This is a genomic window from Erysipelatoclostridium sp. MSK.7.34 (genome assembly GCF_019041935.1).
Taxonomy (GTDB): Bacteria; Bacillota_I; Bacilli_A; order Erysipelotrichales; family Coprobacillaceae; genus Thomasclavelia; species Thomasclavelia ramosa.
The window spans coordinates 1-17,516 of sequence record NZ_JAHPYJ010000012.1; the positions used below are offsets into that span (position 1 = coordinate 1).

The following is a 17,516-nucleotide window of genomic DNA, read 5'->3' on the forward strand; positions in this document are numbered from 1 at the left end:
TCAACTGAACTACACACTCAAACATTAATTATTTACTTTTAACTGACAAATTAAGGTTTTCATATTTAATTAATACAACTGTTATGCGGAGTATACCCTGCATCTACTGCTTCATTTTCACTGCCAAAATATGTACGATTTTCCTCCTTAGGAAGAGAACCGCAGTCATTATCGTGATATACTCTAGTATTTTTATTCCCTATTACTGCTTCAGAATCATGAGTCTCTTTATCTTTAACTACACCGTCTACAATCTGACCGCTTCCGCTGCTTGTTCCATCCTGGTAATTGATCGCAATATCAGGCTGAACATTATAGACAAATACATTAAATTCTACACCTTCACCACTGTCTTCAACTGAATATGCTTCTATTTTAACACCTCTGGCAACCAGTTCTGTATCTTTGAAAACAGGTGTAACTCTATACAAAACATGATTATTCGTTTCTTTAACATATTCAGCTACTTCATTTTCAAACGGAAGCATACCCACTACATTAAAATATCTTGTTCCCGTGATCAGGTTCTTTTCATTGGCATTTTCACCTGCCAGTTGAAATCCAATCAAGTGTGATCTATTGTATAAATATTTTCCATCAACCGAATCATATTTAGCAAGCTGCCATCCAGATGGTTTTATCATCCCAATTGAGCCTCTCTTTTCAGTAGGCATTAATTCCTTACATATATTTGCATATGCAACACCGCAGCGCCCAAATTCGTCTAAATCAGTGTACAGTTCAAAAGCATCTGTTCGTTTTTTATCTTCATCACTGAATTCTGCTTTATTTCCATTAACTTCTACATAAATTTTATCTGTGTAATCTGGTATATTTTCAGTTATTAACTGTGTCTTATCATTGGTATTATTAGTACCTGCAGGCTCAGATTCAGCTGTTGAACAGCCTGTCAGCATTACAACCAGTATCAGATTAATAATTATTAGTATTACTTTTTTCACTAGAAATGTACCCTCCCAGCTATTTTAGCCTAGTCATTATCATTTAAATACCGAGTTCTTTTTTTATTCCATCCTGGAGTATCTTAGAAAAATTAAGTTTCTTTTTTATTCCAGCTTCATTAAGCCACGAAGGCAGTGTAACCGTCTTATTAACCGTTTTGCTTGAATTCTTTTTTATCAGCTGTTTTATATCAACCTCAATTAAAGCTACACACTGGTTTTTATCAAGATTTAAACTTCTAATTTCTGATGGCTTCGGAGCGTCTTTGAACAATGAAGGAATATAATCTTCCAGTACTAATTCTAACGCATCCTTAGCCATATACAACGCTTCTTCTGTAGAGTCCCCTTGACTGTAGCATCCATCTACATCAGGAAAATAAACACAAATACCATCGTCATCATAAGAAAAAACCGCCGGATAAATTATTTTTTTTGGTAAAGTCATCTACATCCCTCCTGTAATCTGATTAAATGGCGAGGACTACTTCGATAGCCCTGCCTGCTTAAGTATTGCCTTTTCCAGACCTTTTTTCAAATCTTTTCCATGAACAGGTACAACGGTTCGTTTACCAGTCTCATGGTTTATCAACTTCAAATGCGATCCAGATTGGCCAACTTCAACAAACCCGTTTTTCTTTAATAGCCTCACCATCTCTTTTGGTGTCATAGGCATATTAGTACCTCCCACCATATACATTATAACACGTGTTAACATGTGTTATCAATATAAATATTTATTATTTATCCACTACCGCTATGTATCTAAAGATTTAATTTTCTATTAATGCAATTATAATTTATATATTCTCTTTTTTAGCGCTTTTTAAACTTTTAGAGACTGCTATCCATCAGTTTTACGCATATATCATTCTGTTAATAAAATAAAACTATTCCTAGATACTGTATCTAAGAATAGTTTATCGGCTAAATACCAAGTTCTTTTTTTATTCCATCCTGGAGTATTTTAGAAAAATTAAGTTTCTTTTTCATTCCAGCTTCATTAAGCCATGAGGGAATTGTCACAGTTTTCTTTACACTTTTACTGGACGATTCCTTCACAACTTTTTCTGTATCAATTTTGATTAATGCTATACACTGATTCTCTTCAAGATTTATATTCTTTATTTCTGAAGGCTTTGGTGCTCCCTCAAATAAATCTTCTATATAATCTTCTAAAACCAGTTCAGCAACTTCAGTAGCATAACGGTATGCATCTTGGGTATTATCAGCACAACTTATTGCACTTGGCAGATCAGGAAAAGTAATATTAATTGCACCTTCTTCATCAAACTCAAATACTGCAGGATAAATAATTTCTTTTATCATTAAAACTCCTCCTTATCTATTTTATGGTGAGACTACTTTAATAGTCCCGCTTGTTTTAAAATCGCGCGCTCAGTCCCTTTTGACAAATCTTTTCTATGCATTGGTACAGTAGTCTGTTTTCCAATTTCATAGTTAATCATCATTAAATGAGAACCTTTCTGCCTAATTTCAACAAAACCGTTTTTCTTCAGAAGTCTCACCATTTCTTTTGGTGTCATAGGCATATTAATACCTCCCACCATTTATATTTTAACACGTATTTATACGTGTAGTCAATTGTGTTGTTAAATATTTCCATATTATTATACCTCCAAATTTGATAACAGCTTATACTTTTCACCGTTTTTAGGATTTGTATATATTCTATCTGCAGGAGCATTACATGTCTGCGAATACTTAGATACAAGGATGTCTATATCATCGTATCCTGCTTCATTAATTTTATCCAGGATAGTTTTAAACTGGCCGTCTGTCTGCGCTACAAAAAGTACCCTCTGAGCCATAGCCGATATATCAAAATGTTTTATATATGTCCCTTCAGCAATTGCATTTTCATAAGATCTGATTTTTGATTTAAATCTTTTTAGGCTTGCATATGACCTTTCGATTTCTATAAAAACAACTATATATCTTTCCTTCGGAGACATCAGATACTCTGCTTTGGGTCTAAACAGAATAACAGCATCCGGCATATTTCCAGTTCCCTTTATAAATCCTTCTTTTTCATTATAAATTTCTGCAACTTCAAACTTGCTTTCGCTGTTCTTGAATTCATATTCCAGAGAATCACATACCATAGCAACCTGACACTGGTGATACATGCGGTAACTGCTGGCATTTTTCAATGCCTTTAAATTAGTTTCAACTTCAGCACCTAAATCTTTCATGATTTCGACCCCTTTAGCACCCAAAGAAACTATTTTGTACCCCTTCATTTTTTTTACGGTATATTCAGGCGGTATAAATGTTTCTATTATACTAAGATATCTATGCTTAGCAAGTTGTGTGATTCTTTCATTTACTGTTCTTTTTTTACAATCCGTCTTATAAAATTTATATATGTAAATCATATCTACAAAATTGTGTTCTCCTATTTTTCTCATCAGTTCAATATCTTCAGCATTTAATTTTGGTCTGTTAATATTACCCATAACGCTATCCCCTCCATAATCATTTTATAAACAACGGTATAAATGCAAGTACTGTAATTACAACATACAGTAAAGAAATCACCGCATTTATTTCATAATATAAACTTTTTGAATGCCATTCATTTTTATTTTCGTTCTTCTTATATACCGGCCGTGTATATCTGTATATAAGTATACCCGCCAGTAACACCATTATTGCAGCGGCTCCGTTTTGGCCAAAACTTCTCACCAGTATATCAAGCACACTCATAACCGCATTCTGCATTATCAGCAGATAAGTACTTGGTGTTCCAAAAAGTCTGGCACTTAGCATAATCATAAATTTGAAATAACCGTATAAAGACAAAACTGCAAAAACGAGAATAAATGGTTTTCTGTACTTATAAGGTATAATTTTTATCAGTTTATTTTTCAGTATATACTTTATGTAGTCAAGATTTAATCTTCCCACATCATCATTCCTCCTTTTACATCATCGCTTGCTTCTGCAGGAATCAGTGAATCCCCCTCATCAAGCAGTTCCTTCTCGTATTTTTCCAGTTCCAGATTTTTAAAATGCTTTCTGTACACTATTTTTTCAGCTTCTTCTCTGCTCAAAAAATCTCTTGCCATCAATTTATGAGCAAACCTGCGATTCTTATTCAAGTTTTCCTGTACTTCAGTAATGTTTTTATGATCAACCAGTCTGCCTTCAGTATAACGGTACGGAGGCTTGACTTTAATCAGAATACTTTGTTCTTTTCCTTTTTCTTCAGTTGATAAATATCCCACAAATGTCGGTAGATTCATCAGGTCATTTTTGCTTACATCCTGTGAAGGAATATTTCTCTGCAGAGTCATCGCTGCGGTTTCTTTTTGTTTAAAAGAAATAAACGTGTTTATATTCCCCATCAGCTGTTTTAAATAATCCGGATCAAACTGTTCAATGAACTGTGTAATTAAAAACAGCCCCAGTCCTCCTTTACGTGACTTGGCTCCAATTTTGGGAAAGATGGGCATCTGTACATCATGCGCTTCATCTATAAAAAGAAGATGAAGCATAGAAAAATCGGGACGGGCTAACGACGTCAAATAATACTGTGTTGTCAGGTATCCGCAGATCACTTTAATATCAAATTTGCTCAAACCCTTTAAATTAAACAGAATAATATATCCTTCATCCATCCATTTTCGAATATCCTTTACACAGTCAAATTTATTTGGAAGGCCAAACATCAGCTTTTTCTGCCGAGTATTTTTAAAAGGATCCAGCCGGTTTAAAATTGGATCTGAGACAGACTGGTTAAATCTTGTATTCTTAAGGAAATTAATCTCATCTGCAGCATAGATATCTTTAGACAGCCTCTTTATTAATTCCTGCCTGAAAGTATCATCATTAGTATTAAAAATCTCCTGCATATCAAAAACAGAATGATCCTCACTGTCCTCTAAAAGAGCTTTTAAAGCACTGGACATCATGCGGTCAACCTGAATAGTATTCTGATCACCATACAGTGATTTGAAAAAATCTAATGTTTCCGTCGGATCAGATACATTTGAATTCAGCAGCGAGACAGGAAATATATAATTATCAATAGACAGATCTATATATCTTACCTTTTTCAGCAGCTGTTCAACATCATGTCCATCATCTCTTAACTTCAAAATTTTGTCTATAACACCTAAGGCACTGGACTCAAGCGGATCAAAAAGAGTAAATCCCGGTGCATTTAGATTTTTTAATTTATTCAGAAGTAAAACATCTATCATTTCTTCAACTTCCGATGATTTCCCTGAACCGGTTGAACCCGATATAATACCATGCTTTCTTGCCTGATCTAGATCCAAAAACACTTTTCTGTCTTTTTGAACCGGATGATAATTTTTACCTACATAGATACCTTCCTTATACTCATCTTCATTCAAGGTAATCTGCCCAGGAAATAAATAATTGATTCTTTTAACAGTATCTTCATCTTTTCTAAATAATGTCGGGAGCTGAAAAATATTTGCAAACTCACTTCCGGACAATTTTATCGGCATAAATTTATTTTTGAACTTGACACTGAGCCGTCTTTCATCAGCTGTCAACGAACAGATACTGCCTGCAATATTCATAACATTGGTTCTCGAATATTTACTGTCGCCGCTTACCTGAATAAGAGCTTCAATCTCTACATCTGTTCCACCTCTTCCAAATCTGAAATTATTCTTTTCCTTTAGTGAAATATCTGTAACTCTAAACCCTATAACTATTCTTGTTCTTGGCTGAAGCATAGCCAGTATATTCATGAACACCGTTTCATTTGTAAATGCAGAAAGTTTTTTATTTTTCCCTCCTGCTGATTCATAATCATACAGCGTATCAACTACGCTGTACTCCTTCAATACTGCATTTGATTTAAAAACAACAGCTTTATTAGCAAGCCAGACAGTTACAGCATTTACAGCTGCATCCTGATTCACAGAATCACTGATCCACAAATAGAAATTGATTCTGTTATCTTTATCACAGTCGATTATATATTTATAATTAAAGGCACCTGCAAATATATTTTTTAATGTAAGTTTCTCTCTTGCAGATCCTATATTCTTAAAAAGCATAATCGTATTTTCAAGACTGAACTGATAATCTCTTTTTGGAATAATTTGATAATACATATTTTTCTCTCTCCTGTTCTGTTCAAAAAAATGTACCAGTGACTGGTACATTTTAAAAACTGATTTATATAATATATTTATTTTGTATTTTAAATATATATTTTTTCTTTATTGATAATATTGTTTTATTAAAGTATCAATGGTCTAATATGGGTGTTTACTGCTTTGAGCCGATAAGGTTTTGTCTATAAGAGTTTAATAAGGGTTAAAACGATAGTAATCGAGAGAATTCTTTAGATTTTCGAAAGCATAAAAAGTTATATATACCAAGGATTTCAAGCGAAAAAAACTATGGTTGGAGCTATGGTATATCTCCCATAGTTTTAACCATAGTCGAAACCATAGTAAAGACCATAGTCTTTATTACTTATTATCACCTGGATAATTTTATATCTATAGACAAAAAATTATAGTTAAAACCTCACGCCTCAGTCATTATCAAAATCATTACAATACCATACCATTACCATAGTAATACCATACCAATACCATAGTAATGGCATAGTTGCGCTTTGCCTCACTCCTGCCACCTTTATAAATACAGCCTATCTTATCACTATATAAAAATCATCAACTTATAAACTTGCATCGTATCAAAAAAAGTATCCAAAAACAATAATTGAGTTCTGTCATAAAATAAAAAAGAACGTGTCAACGTCCTTTTTCCCAGTTTAACCCAGACATTATTCTCATCTTAGTTCATTGTCAAATATACCTTATCAAATAACAAATAAGCAACATTTTAATTTTTCATCTAATAATATTTTATTCAGAACTTCTTGATATTCATATTCTTTTTAGTCACTTATTTTGTTTTGAAAAATTCCTCCTGTATAAATAAGCAACTATAAATAATATCTCCAGTATTCCTAATCCTAAAATATTTTCAAAAACATTACCTGCATTTAGTTTTAAAAACAATACAGCTGCCACAGACAGCAACAGCAGCACTGACATACCGGCTATATTTATTAATAAAACATTATCATATTTCTTTTGAACTACTGAAACACATAAAATTATTATAATTAACAGTATACATGCATACGTCAGATAACTAAAAACACTCTGCATCTTGCTATACTTCATTTGTTCCATGATTTGCGATTGTGTTAGCTCTACACTATTTGAAACATTTTTTTTGAGTAGTTCAATTATAATATGAATCATTTGAAACAGAACTAAACATACTGTATTTATTATACAGAACTTTGTAACAATAGACTTTTCCATAGATTAGACCTTAAGTGTATATGAACGTGAACAATGCCCAAAATTCCACGTGGAAGCCGGCAAGTATGGTGGATCATATGTAGCTTCAACATCATAATCACATGTAAACTTAACAGACAGCCTTCCCACTTTTTCTTTTCCAGTTGAAGCATTAAACCATCTTGGTGTAAAAGCACTACCCCATGAGCCAAAATCTACATTCAGCTGAGGATTTGAGATTGATGTTATATTTCCAGTGCCAGGATTATATGTAAACTTGCAGTAAAGAATAGTTGTCCATTCTTTTTTATTTCCTTTAACAGTTTTAGTTTCATATGATTTAAAAGTTTTTGATTTGGTTGTACTTGCCCTTATAACAGGCATATCAATCTCATGAGTAATATCATATCCATAATACTCTATATCATTACTAATAATCAGCAGTTCATTATTTGAATACATATCACGATACCTGTCAAAAAATTCTTTGGTCACATCCTGATTTCCCTTAAATACTGTTACGTTAGTCTCGTCACTGAAACATTCATCCATGAACTCCTTAAACAGCTGCGAAACATCACTAGCAGCATTTACTGTAGAAACAGCAAATAATCCAATTGATAAAATCGCCACTAGATAACTGATAAATAACTTCTTCATAATTTCCCCTCCATTTCATCATCTGTGCTATCTGTAGTATAACAAAGTATATTTATATTAAAAGTATATCATTTGTTAATATTACTATCACTAAATATAATAAGAATTCAATCATAGTCCCAATATAATAATATTACTCTTGGAATTTTCAGCGTTATATGATAAAGAAACCGGTATTTCTACACAATCAGTCTCAATAAAAAAAGTACCAGTGACTGGTACATTTCCCTTTATTAATATTTTTAAGCCAGCCCCCTCTTATTAAGCAGATCATCTAAATAATTAAAATTATAGTTCGGATTATCTGCAAAAACAAAATAAGGCAAGTATTCCTCAAGCATTTCTTTTAACTTCTCAACATCACACATATCCAGTATTGGATAATTTTCCAGATCATTATAATCCTTTGGCCTAGACGAAAACAGTTTTGATAATGCAAAATTTTCAATACTAGGAATTAGAACAGTTAAATACTGATATTCAACTCTATCTACGATTTCAATATCAGCTAATTCAGGAACAAGCATTATACCACCCATATCACTGATTTCAAAGTTTCCAGCGTCATCTTTAAATCTTCATCATCTATTTCATCCTGCGACATATAATCTAGATCACTGGACATTCTATAATCTTCATGTAAATGGTATATTCCTAAGCCTGCACCAAACAGATATACTGTATAATGCATTCTTCTTTCTGACAGTATTTCATCAAATATTTCTAATTTACTTTTTAATCGATCAATATTTTTCATACCAATTACTTAACTACTGAAAAATATAATTTATCAATATAAGGATAATTTGTGATAACATTTACAGCTTTTAAAACCGAATCATGTTTTGATTCAACCCGTTTCTTTTTGAATAAAAAAGATGGGTGCAGTAAGATATATTTAATCGCCTTACGTGCTTCCTTAGTTCTATAGTAGTCTCCTTTTACCAGTTTAAGCGACGCATACATCATATTAAATTTTCTGAAAGTATACTTCATATTACCACTCCTTACAAATGCTATTGTAGCATATAACATAATGAATTCAATAAGTAGGATTTTCTTTTTCATATCCTATATTATGATAATATAAGCTCTATTTATTCTAAATTATAAACAATATTATAATTAGATAAAAAATGTACCAGTGACTGGTACATTCCCTTTATAATAATTAACAATTTTTAAACAGATACCGTATCAGTATTTGTAAAAAAATGTAGCCGTGATATAATAATACAGGCTGTCATCCCTCCAACCACCGGAAGGAGGTGACTGCCGTGGAGGTATTGAACTCAATTTTAATCTCTATCGTAGCAGGTGTAATTTGCCATTGCATCTGCAAGTGGCTTGATAGAAGATAGCATGACAGCCTGAGCACAAAAAAAGGAACGCTGCAACGTTCCTTTTTTATTTGCCGTGGCTTGAACTCAATCCTTGCCTAAGCACATTATATAATATGCCCCGATAAATATCAAGTACACTTAAAATAAAAATTATTTTCCATCAAATACTCTCTTCTTTTGTTACAGCTTCCAAAAAATGTACCAGTCACTGGTACATTTTTTTCGTCCTCATCAAATCATAACCTCTTGAATACATAGTTAGCTCTCATATCAGTTTACAAGTGATCCTGCAGTACACCTGACTGTATACGAGGCATTGTTTCTGGATATTTCAAGTATAAACTGTGTGTTATCAGAAATAACGATCCTGATCTGATACTCTGTATAATAAAGATCATCATCCTGTATATATTCTGTTTCGCCTTTATATATATAAGCCTTAAATTTCCTTTTGCCCTCATATGCACGAATGCTGTAATCATCGCCTTCTTCTTTTTCATTTGTCTCAACGTACTTCATAACAAGCGTATTTGTTTCTTCATCATACGTACTGCTTTGATAATTCAAATTTGCATAATCAAAAAGCATAGGTTCTGTCACTTCCTGTTCCCTGTAATAGTTATTATCAGTCAAAACCTCACTTTCTTCATTTTTATAACTGCTGCTTTTCTTACTTTTCTCAGGCCTGTCAAAACAGTTAACAAGAAGCAGCATGAGGGCTACTATTAAAATAATCTTTACAATATCTTTCTTCACTAATACAGCCTCCTGAAGCATATCGTTCTGTCCTTCCAGTGTTCACTGTAGTTGACAATTTTTACAACATCACCGGTGCGCGGTGCATGGATCATTTTCCCTTCTCCGATATATATTGAAACATGTGAAGGTGTTGTACCGCCCTTGTTTCTTGCAAACAGGATTATATCACCCGGCCTGAGCTCCGACTGACTTATCTCGATACCTGCAACAACCAGTTCCTTAGTTGTCATGTTGCCAATATCTATCCCCGCCTGATAATACGACCAGCATACAAAGCTCGAACAGTCAAACGTGCTTAACTGCGGGTTTTTTATTTCGTTCATTGAGTGTCCGGCACCCCAGACGTATTTACACCCTATTTTCTCTTTTGCCTTTTCTACGACCTTATTTCCGCTTGAAAGCTTCTGCTGATTATAACTTTCAACTGACATGTTATCGTACACATATAGATTATATTTATCCATATGGCCAATCAGAGTTTCAGGATAATCTATATCAGTAGCCCATTTCTTTAGACATCTGGCAAATTCTTTAGGATCGCTTACTCCCTCAACCGGATAGCTGCTGCTTGAATTTAACAGTCGGCTGCGATCTTCAATCGATTCAGTATATGAATCGTATGCTCGAAATGTTGCCCTTATCTGATACGACGAACCATCCGGTCTCTGTTCACTGGTAAAAAGTGTACATGTCTTTCCAGTCCAGTTTTTACCTGCCTTGATGCCAAACAGGTTATGGTATGTATATGCCAGACCCGAAAGCCCCGAATTTTTTCCAGTAGATTCCTGAATGATCTGCGCCAGTGTAACGGATGCAGGATGCTTATATTTCTCCTGGCACTGCAGACTTGCAATCACCATTTCCTCTTTAATACACTGAGGAAGTCCTGAAACCGTAATATCTCCGTTCCCGCTTGATGAATTACCGTCAACAAGCATAAAAATAAATATAATTACTATTAAAACCGACACAACCATAGGTGCAAGAAAAATACCGAATATCACTTTTCTAGGTTTCATCATCTTCCTCGATCAGTTCATTTAAAAAACTGTCAATCTCATCTTTCTGCTCTTCTGTAACCTTTTCATCATGTTCAGCAGTCTCATCTGATGCATCTGTACTGTTCGACACTCTATCTTCTTCCGGTAATTTTCTATATTCCTCATCCCTGGATACTTCATCACTTTCACCATCCAGAACATCATCTTCTCTATCGCAGGAATCATTCAGATCACTATTATCTGTAGATGAGATTGAGCTTTTTTCATCATCTGTTTCACCTTCATGATTCAAACCGTTTTTATCATCAGTCTCGCTCAGCTCATTCCTGTTTCCAGGTGATGACTCGTCACTGTCAGGAGCATCTTCTTCATTTTCAGCATCTATGCCGTCAAACTCCTTATCCACATCAAACACATCAGTATCCTCATCTTCAGCTGAGCCTTCATTTCCTTCATCACTTTCATCGTCTGAACTTTCCTTATCTGCAAGTTCGTCATTTTCCTTTACACTTGAAACTGAATCTTCACTGTAAGTGTCCATGTCCTCATCTGTTGAATCACTCGCCGCTTCTCTTTCAGCCTTTTCTTTTGCAATCCGTTCTTTATGGTTGCTGTAGACATCTCCCGGTGCGATGTCACCGTTTAAAATAGCTTTGCCGGCATCAATAATCGTCGAGTCAGATGAAATGCCAAGATCATTGGTTATCTTCTGCCAGATTTCCTGCCAGTGATTAAGCAGATACCACATAGCGTACACTGCTACGATATCAAAAATAAGCAGAAACAGAAGCGACTTTGCCACGATACCATTAATAAATATTATCATAAATGACAGAAACATATTAAAGGCAAGTGTCACAAAAATAAACATGATTGTCCACTTCATCCTTGCCATAAACCATGAACTTGCTACCCGCATTTCATTTTTAAACAGCATAAATACCAGTCCGTAAACCGAAACATTAAGACTGACCTCTTTGGCCAGAGAAAAACCAAACAGGAGCACACACGCTCCTCCGATTACCAGAGCTGTAAGAAGTCTGTGAACAAGAAAAATAAATGACTCGCCTAAAATAATCAGGCACTGTGCCCCGCTGTATCCGATCTGATCATTACCGTTCTTCTGTCTTTCAATTCTTGCATTTTCTGTAGAAGGATTGTCAAGCAGATCCTGAAGCCTTTCCTCGCCGGTTTTAACTGCCGTCCAGTCCTTTCCTTTATATGTTCCTTTATATTCACTTGGAATCTGATCCGCACTGGTTACCCCGAAATGTCTCAGCGTGAACCCCTGCTTCTGCAGTATATCAAATATCATGCTTTTTACATTTATTTCAACAGGCAGATCGGAACTTTCATACTGATCATCGACAAGGTTAAAACTCGTTGAAATAGACTGATTCACAAGTGTATCGACATAACTGACTACATTTCTTCCGCTTTGAGCAATCGTAATTATCACTATGCATGAAACAACCACCTGTATAACTGTGGAAATTATCGTTTTATATGTAAGCACCCGTTTCATAGATCCTAACAGTTTTTTTATTACTGCGACGAGCCCAAAGAGTACAATTATCTTATAAAACCAGCTGCTTGTATCCGACCAGTCAAAAATCGCCTTATCAAAAGTATTAAAAATTGTTGCTACTGTTGTTTTCCAGAAACTGCTGCTTGCAAGATTATAAGCAATTAGAACCATCAGCGACATTAACCCGCCGATAGATTCAATAATATTTATAACGATCCCTAATGCATGCATCAGGATCGTATCAGGATCTACTAAAGACAGATCATATGAAAGAGCAGTTATCATGCTGTTGGAAAAATTCTTAACATAATCCATATCTGCCTCTTTTTCCCTGGTAGTCGTATCAATCGACATAATCGCTGATGAATAAAAATTTGATGTATTTAACCTGACATCGTCACTTTCTGTTTCACGCCCTTCATCAAGCTCCTCTGTCGTTGTTTCATCTGGGGGTTCTGCCACAACCGGTTTAATATTTACTGTTGCCGTGACAGTAAAAAACACCGCAAGAATAAGTATTATCGTTCTAAGATTTAACTTTCTAATCATCATACAGGCCTCCCGTTTCTTTCTTATTTAAAAATGTACCAGTGACTGGTACATTTTTATCATCCGTATCCAGTTGTTCCTGATTAGATTCTTCTTCATCTTTAAGTGTCCTGAATATCTCTGCAAAACACCGGGGTATCTTGTTTTTGGTCAGACACTTGCGGTTGTTGTAATCCTGCATTAAGAAATTATATTTCTTTTCCTCAGTAACCCCTTCATCCTGAGTATGATCAATCAACGCTCCTCTAACTGCTGGATGATTTGATAATTTCATTTCCTCTAAAATAAATTCAATTTCTTTAGATGATTTCAGACTGCCTACAAAAATCTCACCGACATTATTTAAAATCGCATCACTTATTGATGACAGCTCCTGAGTTATTAAAAACGGATGTGTCTGAAGTGTTCTGGCCTGACGTACTACATTATCGACCACTTCTTCCCCGCCGGGGGTTTTCTGATACACTTTATATTCATCAAACACAACTATTGTTTCCTGTTTTGAAAAACGTTTCATAAAACCGTCAATTATCCCCTGTACTCTGGAAAACAGCATCGCAAAGATTGCATTATCAAGCCTGTTTGGATCGTTTTCCATTTTTTCACCGGCAGTTGACGGCATCTTTTCAAAGGTTATAAGATTGTACGGCTTTGTAAGATTGAATGCACTGTCATATCTGCTTTCCTGAGTTGCAAAAAACAGCCGCATGGTCGAATCATTCGCAAGTGTCATAACCTGTTCAGCTGTTGTTTTATCATATTTGACAAGTTTTTCTGAAATAAGATATGTAAGTGTCTTTTGGTGTATTATCCTGTTTTCATAATCTTTAAGCATATCATAATGCGCTTTTTCTATTGCACGGAAGTTTGTATCAATACTTAGTCCCAGTACATTGAGCATACTGTCTATATCTCTCATCGCCTGGCCAAGTGCTTCTCTGTCGTCATTCTGGTTCATCAGGTACGGATCAAACATACCGGACGAGCAGTCTTTAGAGCCGATTTTTAAGTGAGCAGCGTTATCGCCAAGAAGCTTGATTTTTTTCTCGCGATCCCCTTTTGGATCCACTGTCAGTACCTTCATTCCTTTGAAAATCATATTCTGGAAAGCCTCTAAATCTGCCAGCTGTGTCTTGCCTGCACCAGTTTCACCGACAAAGACAATAGCCGGAGCACTTGTTTTTGTTTTTCCAAGCAGCGGTTTTGAAATATCGTGAAAGATTGGTATTCCTCCCGGTACCGTATAGCTTATGATCATTCCTTCTTCTTCGTCGCCGATATACAGACCTCCTAAAAAATTATATCTTGCAAAAAATCTTAGATCAGTCGTATTGATATAATTAGAAAAACTGATTCTGTATGGAAAAAGATTATTGGCCATAGATATCTGCGCCCCTATTTCATTTGTAAGGAGTATTCTTTTCGACTCAAACTTTGCTCTTAAAAATTCACTTCTTTTATTAAGCATATCGATCTGATTAGCTCTGAGCCTTATAAACATCTGAAACTTTATCTTAGACCCTTCAATAGCGGGATCAACTTCTTCTCCTGCTTTTGCAATAAGCTCTGCCTTTGACATTTCCCTGTCTTTTGCATCTGCCAGTGAATCATATCTCTTCTGATCCTTTTTTATTTTCTCTTTTTTAACTTTCATATTTTTCTTGAACTCTGAAGTCTGTTCAAGATCAAACTTAATAAAAAGATCCGACGGATAAGATTCAAGCTGTAAACTGTTGATCACATCATCAGCTCTGTCGCCATTATCAGCTTTGAGCGTCTGAAAACTCGATACTGCGTGTGTACGACTGTACAGAGTTTTCCACACTGATGATCCTGCCTGTTTATAAGTATATTTGATCTCAGAAGGATTTTCCTCTACATAATAATCAGCTATTACTTCATCAACGGGGACAGCAGTATAATTATTGAGTGCTGTTACATCATTACTGTCCATTCTTTGAGCAGGCACTGTCTTTTTGAGCTTTTTCAGGATCTCTTTTTCTACTGTTTTGTACAGCTCCAGTTCCTGCTTTGACAGAGGCCGGTTTTCACTTCGAAAAAGTTTTAAGGGAATCTTCTTCTTTATTTCATCCCTGCCGTCACAGAAAACAAAATATATTTCATAACGGTACCTTACTGCTGAAGACAGAATTTCCTTTAACGATTTAATGTAATCCTTTGCCAGATGCATCAGTGCCGGATTTCCGTGATCTTTAAAATTATCTGTATAAGCCTTATATATCTTATTATTGTCTATTTTTGTAGGCTTGATGATAATTCCACCCGGCATATTGACATCCTGTATGACCTTGACCATGTCATCGATCAACGTAGCACACTGGCTTTCTGAGGCAAACAGAGAATTAATCGGCCTGATCCGGTAATAATAACTGACTACATCTTCGTGATATAAAATATTATCGTATCCGTGTACTATTCCTACATACATTTACATAAACAGCTCCTTTCGTCTTAGGTCTTATATAACGTTTAATGCCCTTAGAATCATATACATACCTGTATTTTTTTATGTTCAGATAATAAAATTCCTTCAGCTTTGTTCTTCCTGTCTCATTGTTTATCTCATTGCTGTATATCACAGCGGTAACAACCGCACACACTGCTAAAGCTGCGGCTATAAAGTAACTAACACTTCCAAAAATAAAGGACAAAGGAAATCCTATAACCGCCGTTACTGTAAAAAAACCCAGAACCGCGGAAAAAAGTGTCGTATATCCTTTTACCTCTATCCCGACATAAGGTATATATACTTTACCTTTGTGTGTTTCAGCAAGTGTATAGTTGTATGCTGATCTGGCCATTATAACGGTATCCCAAGTACTTCACGGAAGAACGTTTTAATCAGATTGATTATCCACATAAGCGGTGTGGTTACCCATCCGATAACAGTAGAGGCATCATTTGCCATTATCACGCAGAAAATAACAAGTACTACAAGTCCCTCTATAACTTCATCCATCATGCTAAGTACCTTTTCCGTACGTTTCCATGATGCCATTGCACTTTTAATAATAAGGAACATAATTCCCAAAAAGATAACAATGATAAATACTCTCCATAAAAATCGACCAAATTCTGTATTTAAAAGATTCATTAATTAATATACCTCCATAACTTTGACTTTGTTTTTTTCTATATCGATCTCAAAATGATATTTTAAAATCATCTGCATTTCTGAAACCGTCTGTTTAAGCGTACAGTTTACATAGTATGTGTCTTCACTCTTTGTAACATCGCTCATACCGTTAAGCTCCAGTGAAGTGTTGTCATCGAGCGGCAGCAGTCTGTCCGGCTCTAAAAACAACAGCCTTGCCTGTGTGATATCATCATTGTACGTTTTTAAAAACAGTTCAATTGTGTTTTTAACATCACTCTTTGTTTCCTCATCCACAGATTCAGACCCCTTGTCAGGATCGTAGCCGTATGAATCCAGGACATCTTTGTCTTTTACAGCTTGAACTTCATTCTTAATATTTGTAACCGGTCGTATGACCTTGTATTTATCACCGTTTTTACCAACTGTGATTTTATTAAACATAGTATTAACAGCAGTCTCGCTGTCTTTGACCTTTACATCATAAGTGCATTTTATATAGTAGCTGTAGATCTGATTTATACTGTCGAGCTTTACAATGTTATAGATGATTACGGATCTGACATCAACCGATTCTACATCACTAGCATATTCATAACTGTACGCATCATCTGAAAGCGTAAAATTCTTTAAACGCTCCTTTGTTTCATCGCTTCTTGGATAGCTGTAATAGTCTGTAATATACGCACTTACAAACGCCTGATCTTTCAGTTCGGTATAACTGTTTTCTTCTCCTGTATCAAACAGCGCCTTATACCCTCCTGCAACTCCAAAAAACAGTACCAGGATCACCAGTATCCTTTTGATCATCGCTTTTCGCTTTATAGATCTGACCAGCCTTATTTTTCTTTCCTGCAGCTCTTCAAGAGATACCTCCTCTTCTTTTTCATCGTCTGCCCTGTTTTTAAGAAACTTTTTTAACAGCATCGATAAATTCACCTCCAATCTCTCTAACTTTATTTACATAGCTTTTACAGATTGCGGTTATGTCAGAATCATTCAGCTTTCTAAAGCACGTCTCATCATATATTTCATATATTTCAGGAAACATTTCCTGCATGTCATCATCTCCTTCTCTAAAGCATACAAGAATATTTATCTGCACAAGACTGTTGGACAGCACTGTCCTTTCAAAGCGGTTTAGATAATCTGCTATCCTTCTTTCATATGAGCGGGGATAAGATTTTTTAAACCCGCCAAACAGTCTTAAATATTCATTTTTCACCATCATAATCTCCTTTCCAAAACGTACCAGTGACTGGTACAT

General features: G+C 35.1%; 21 protein-coding genes. All 21 read right to left on the minus strand.

The genetic code is table 11. The features are described 5' to 3' along the window. Nucleotides 1-65: 65 nt before the first annotated feature. A complete protein-coding gene (locus KTF99_RS09335) occupies nt 66-962 on the minus strand; it encodes a DNA/RNA non-specific endonuclease (protein WP_217215545.1) in 897 nt (298 codons plus the stop codon). A gap of 43 nt (nt 963-1,005) precedes the next feature. Continuing rightward, nucleotides 1,006-1,410, minus strand: coding sequence for a type II toxin-antitoxin system HicB family antitoxin (locus KTF99_RS09340; RefSeq protein WP_117562845.1), 405 nt, complete (start codon nt 1,408-1,410; stop codon nt 1,006-1,008). Nucleotides 1,411-1,446: 36 nt separating this feature from the next. Further along, on the minus strand, nt 1,447-1,638 hold the full coding sequence (locus tag KTF99_RS09345) for a type II toxin-antitoxin system HicA family toxin (RefSeq protein ID WP_009301122.1): 192 nt from the start codon (nt 1,636-1,638) through the stop codon (nt 1,447-1,449). 251 nt (nt 1,639-1,889) lie between these two features. Next, complete coding sequence (locus tag KTF99_RS09350; protein ID WP_009301123.1) at nt 1,890-2,291, minus strand: type II toxin-antitoxin system HicB family antitoxin; 402 nt, start codon at nt 2,289-2,291, stop codon at nt 1,890-1,892. A 32-nt stretch (nt 2,292-2,323) separates the two neighbouring features. Beyond that, a complete protein-coding gene (locus KTF99_RS09355) occupies nt 2,324-2,515 on the minus strand; it encodes a type II toxin-antitoxin system HicA family toxin (RefSeq protein ID WP_008791014.1) in 192 nt (63 codons plus the stop codon). A gap of 78 nt (nt 2,516-2,593) precedes the next feature. Then, nucleotides 2,594-3,442 carry a replication-relaxation family protein gene (locus tag KTF99_RS09360; RefSeq protein WP_009301124.1) on the minus strand — a complete coding sequence of 283 codons (849 nt, stop codon included), beginning with the start codon at nt 3,440-3,442 and terminating at the stop codon, nt 2,594-2,596. Between the two features lie 19 nt (nt 3,443-3,461). Then, nucleotides 3,462-3,893, minus strand: a complete 432-nt coding sequence (locus tag KTF99_RS09365; RefSeq protein WP_009301125.1) for a hypothetical protein — start codon at nt 3,891-3,893, stop codon at nt 3,462-3,464. Continuing rightward, nucleotides 3,881-6,082, minus strand: a complete 2,202-nt coding sequence (locus KTF99_RS09370) for a helicase HerA domain-containing protein (RefSeq protein ID WP_029480999.1) — start codon at nt 6,080-6,082, stop codon at nt 3,881-3,883. Before KTF99_RS09370 ends, KTF99_RS09365 begins: the two co-directional genes overlap by 13 nt. Before the next feature lie 801 nt (nt 6,083-6,883). Next, entirely contained in the window at nt 6,884-7,180 is a 297-nt protein-coding gene (locus tag KTF99_RS09375; RefSeq protein WP_254210127.1) for a hypothetical protein, read from the minus strand. A gap of 138 nt (nt 7,181-7,318) precedes the next feature. Continuing rightward, a complete protein-coding gene (locus KTF99_RS09380) occupies nt 7,319-7,954 on the minus strand; it encodes a hypothetical protein (protein WP_009301128.1) in 636 nt (211 codons plus the stop codon). Nucleotides 7,955-8,196: 242 nt separating this feature from the next. Next, nucleotides 8,197-8,493 (minus strand): DUF6036 family nucleotidyltransferase, encoded by a 297-nt coding sequence (locus tag KTF99_RS09385; protein ID WP_147322428.1) that lies wholly within the window; start codon nt 8,491-8,493, stop codon nt 8,197-8,199. Next, nucleotides 8,481-8,711 (minus strand): hypothetical protein, encoded by a 231-nt coding sequence (locus KTF99_RS09390; RefSeq protein WP_009301130.1) that lies wholly within the window; start codon nt 8,709-8,711, stop codon nt 8,481-8,483. The genes KTF99_RS09385 and KTF99_RS09390 overlap by 13 nt, the downstream gene beginning before the upstream one ends. Before the next feature lie 5 nt (nt 8,712-8,716). Then, the gene (locus tag KTF99_RS09395; RefSeq protein ID WP_009301131.1) at nt 8,717-8,950 is read right to left on the minus strand and encodes a hypothetical protein; all 234 of its coding nucleotides are present in this window, start codon (nt 8,948-8,950) and stop codon (nt 8,717-8,719) included. A gap of 617 nt (nt 8,951-9,567) precedes the next feature. Continuing rightward, on the minus strand, nt 9,568-10,053 hold the full coding sequence (locus KTF99_RS09400) for a hypothetical protein (protein ID WP_227154610.1): 486 nt from the start codon (nt 10,051-10,053) through the stop codon (nt 9,568-9,570). Beyond that, nucleotides 10,053-11,075, minus strand: coding sequence for a glucosaminidase domain-containing protein (locus KTF99_RS09405; RefSeq protein ID WP_029481015.1), 1,023 nt, complete (start codon nt 11,073-11,075; stop codon nt 10,053-10,055). Before KTF99_RS09405 ends, KTF99_RS09400 begins: the two co-directional genes overlap by 1 nt. Further along, nucleotides 11,065-13,134: a hypothetical protein gene (locus KTF99_RS09410; protein WP_227154609.1), complete on the minus strand. Its 2,070-nt coding sequence runs from the start codon at nt 13,132-13,134 to the stop codon at nt 11,065-11,067. Before KTF99_RS09410 ends, KTF99_RS09405 begins: the two co-directional genes overlap by 11 nt. Beyond that, entirely contained in the window at nt 13,127-15,424 is a 2,298-nt protein-coding gene (locus tag KTF99_RS09415; RefSeq protein WP_227154608.1) for an ATP-binding protein, read from the minus strand. Before KTF99_RS09415 ends, KTF99_RS09410 begins: the two co-directional genes overlap by 8 nt. Before the next feature lie 127 nt (nt 15,425-15,551). After that, nucleotides 15,552-15,956: a hypothetical protein gene (locus KTF99_RS09420; protein WP_009301136.1), complete on the minus strand. Its 405-nt coding sequence runs from the start codon at nt 15,954-15,956 to the stop codon at nt 15,552-15,554. Continuing rightward, nucleotides 15,956-16,249, minus strand: coding sequence for a hypothetical protein (locus KTF99_RS09425; protein WP_009301137.1), 294 nt, complete (start codon nt 16,247-16,249; stop codon nt 15,956-15,958). The genes KTF99_RS09420 and KTF99_RS09425 overlap by 1 nt, the downstream gene beginning before the upstream one ends. A 3-nt stretch (nt 16,250-16,252) precedes the next feature. After that, nucleotides 16,253-17,176, minus strand: coding sequence for a conjugal transfer protein (locus KTF99_RS09430; protein WP_009301138.1), 924 nt, complete (start codon nt 17,174-17,176; stop codon nt 16,253-16,255). Beyond that, nucleotides 17,154-17,477: a hypothetical protein gene (locus KTF99_RS09435; RefSeq protein WP_009301139.1), complete on the minus strand. Its 324-nt coding sequence runs from the start codon at nt 17,475-17,477 to the stop codon at nt 17,154-17,156. Before KTF99_RS09435 ends, KTF99_RS09430 begins: the two co-directional genes overlap by 23 nt. Nucleotides 17,478-17,516: the final 39 nt, after the last annotated feature.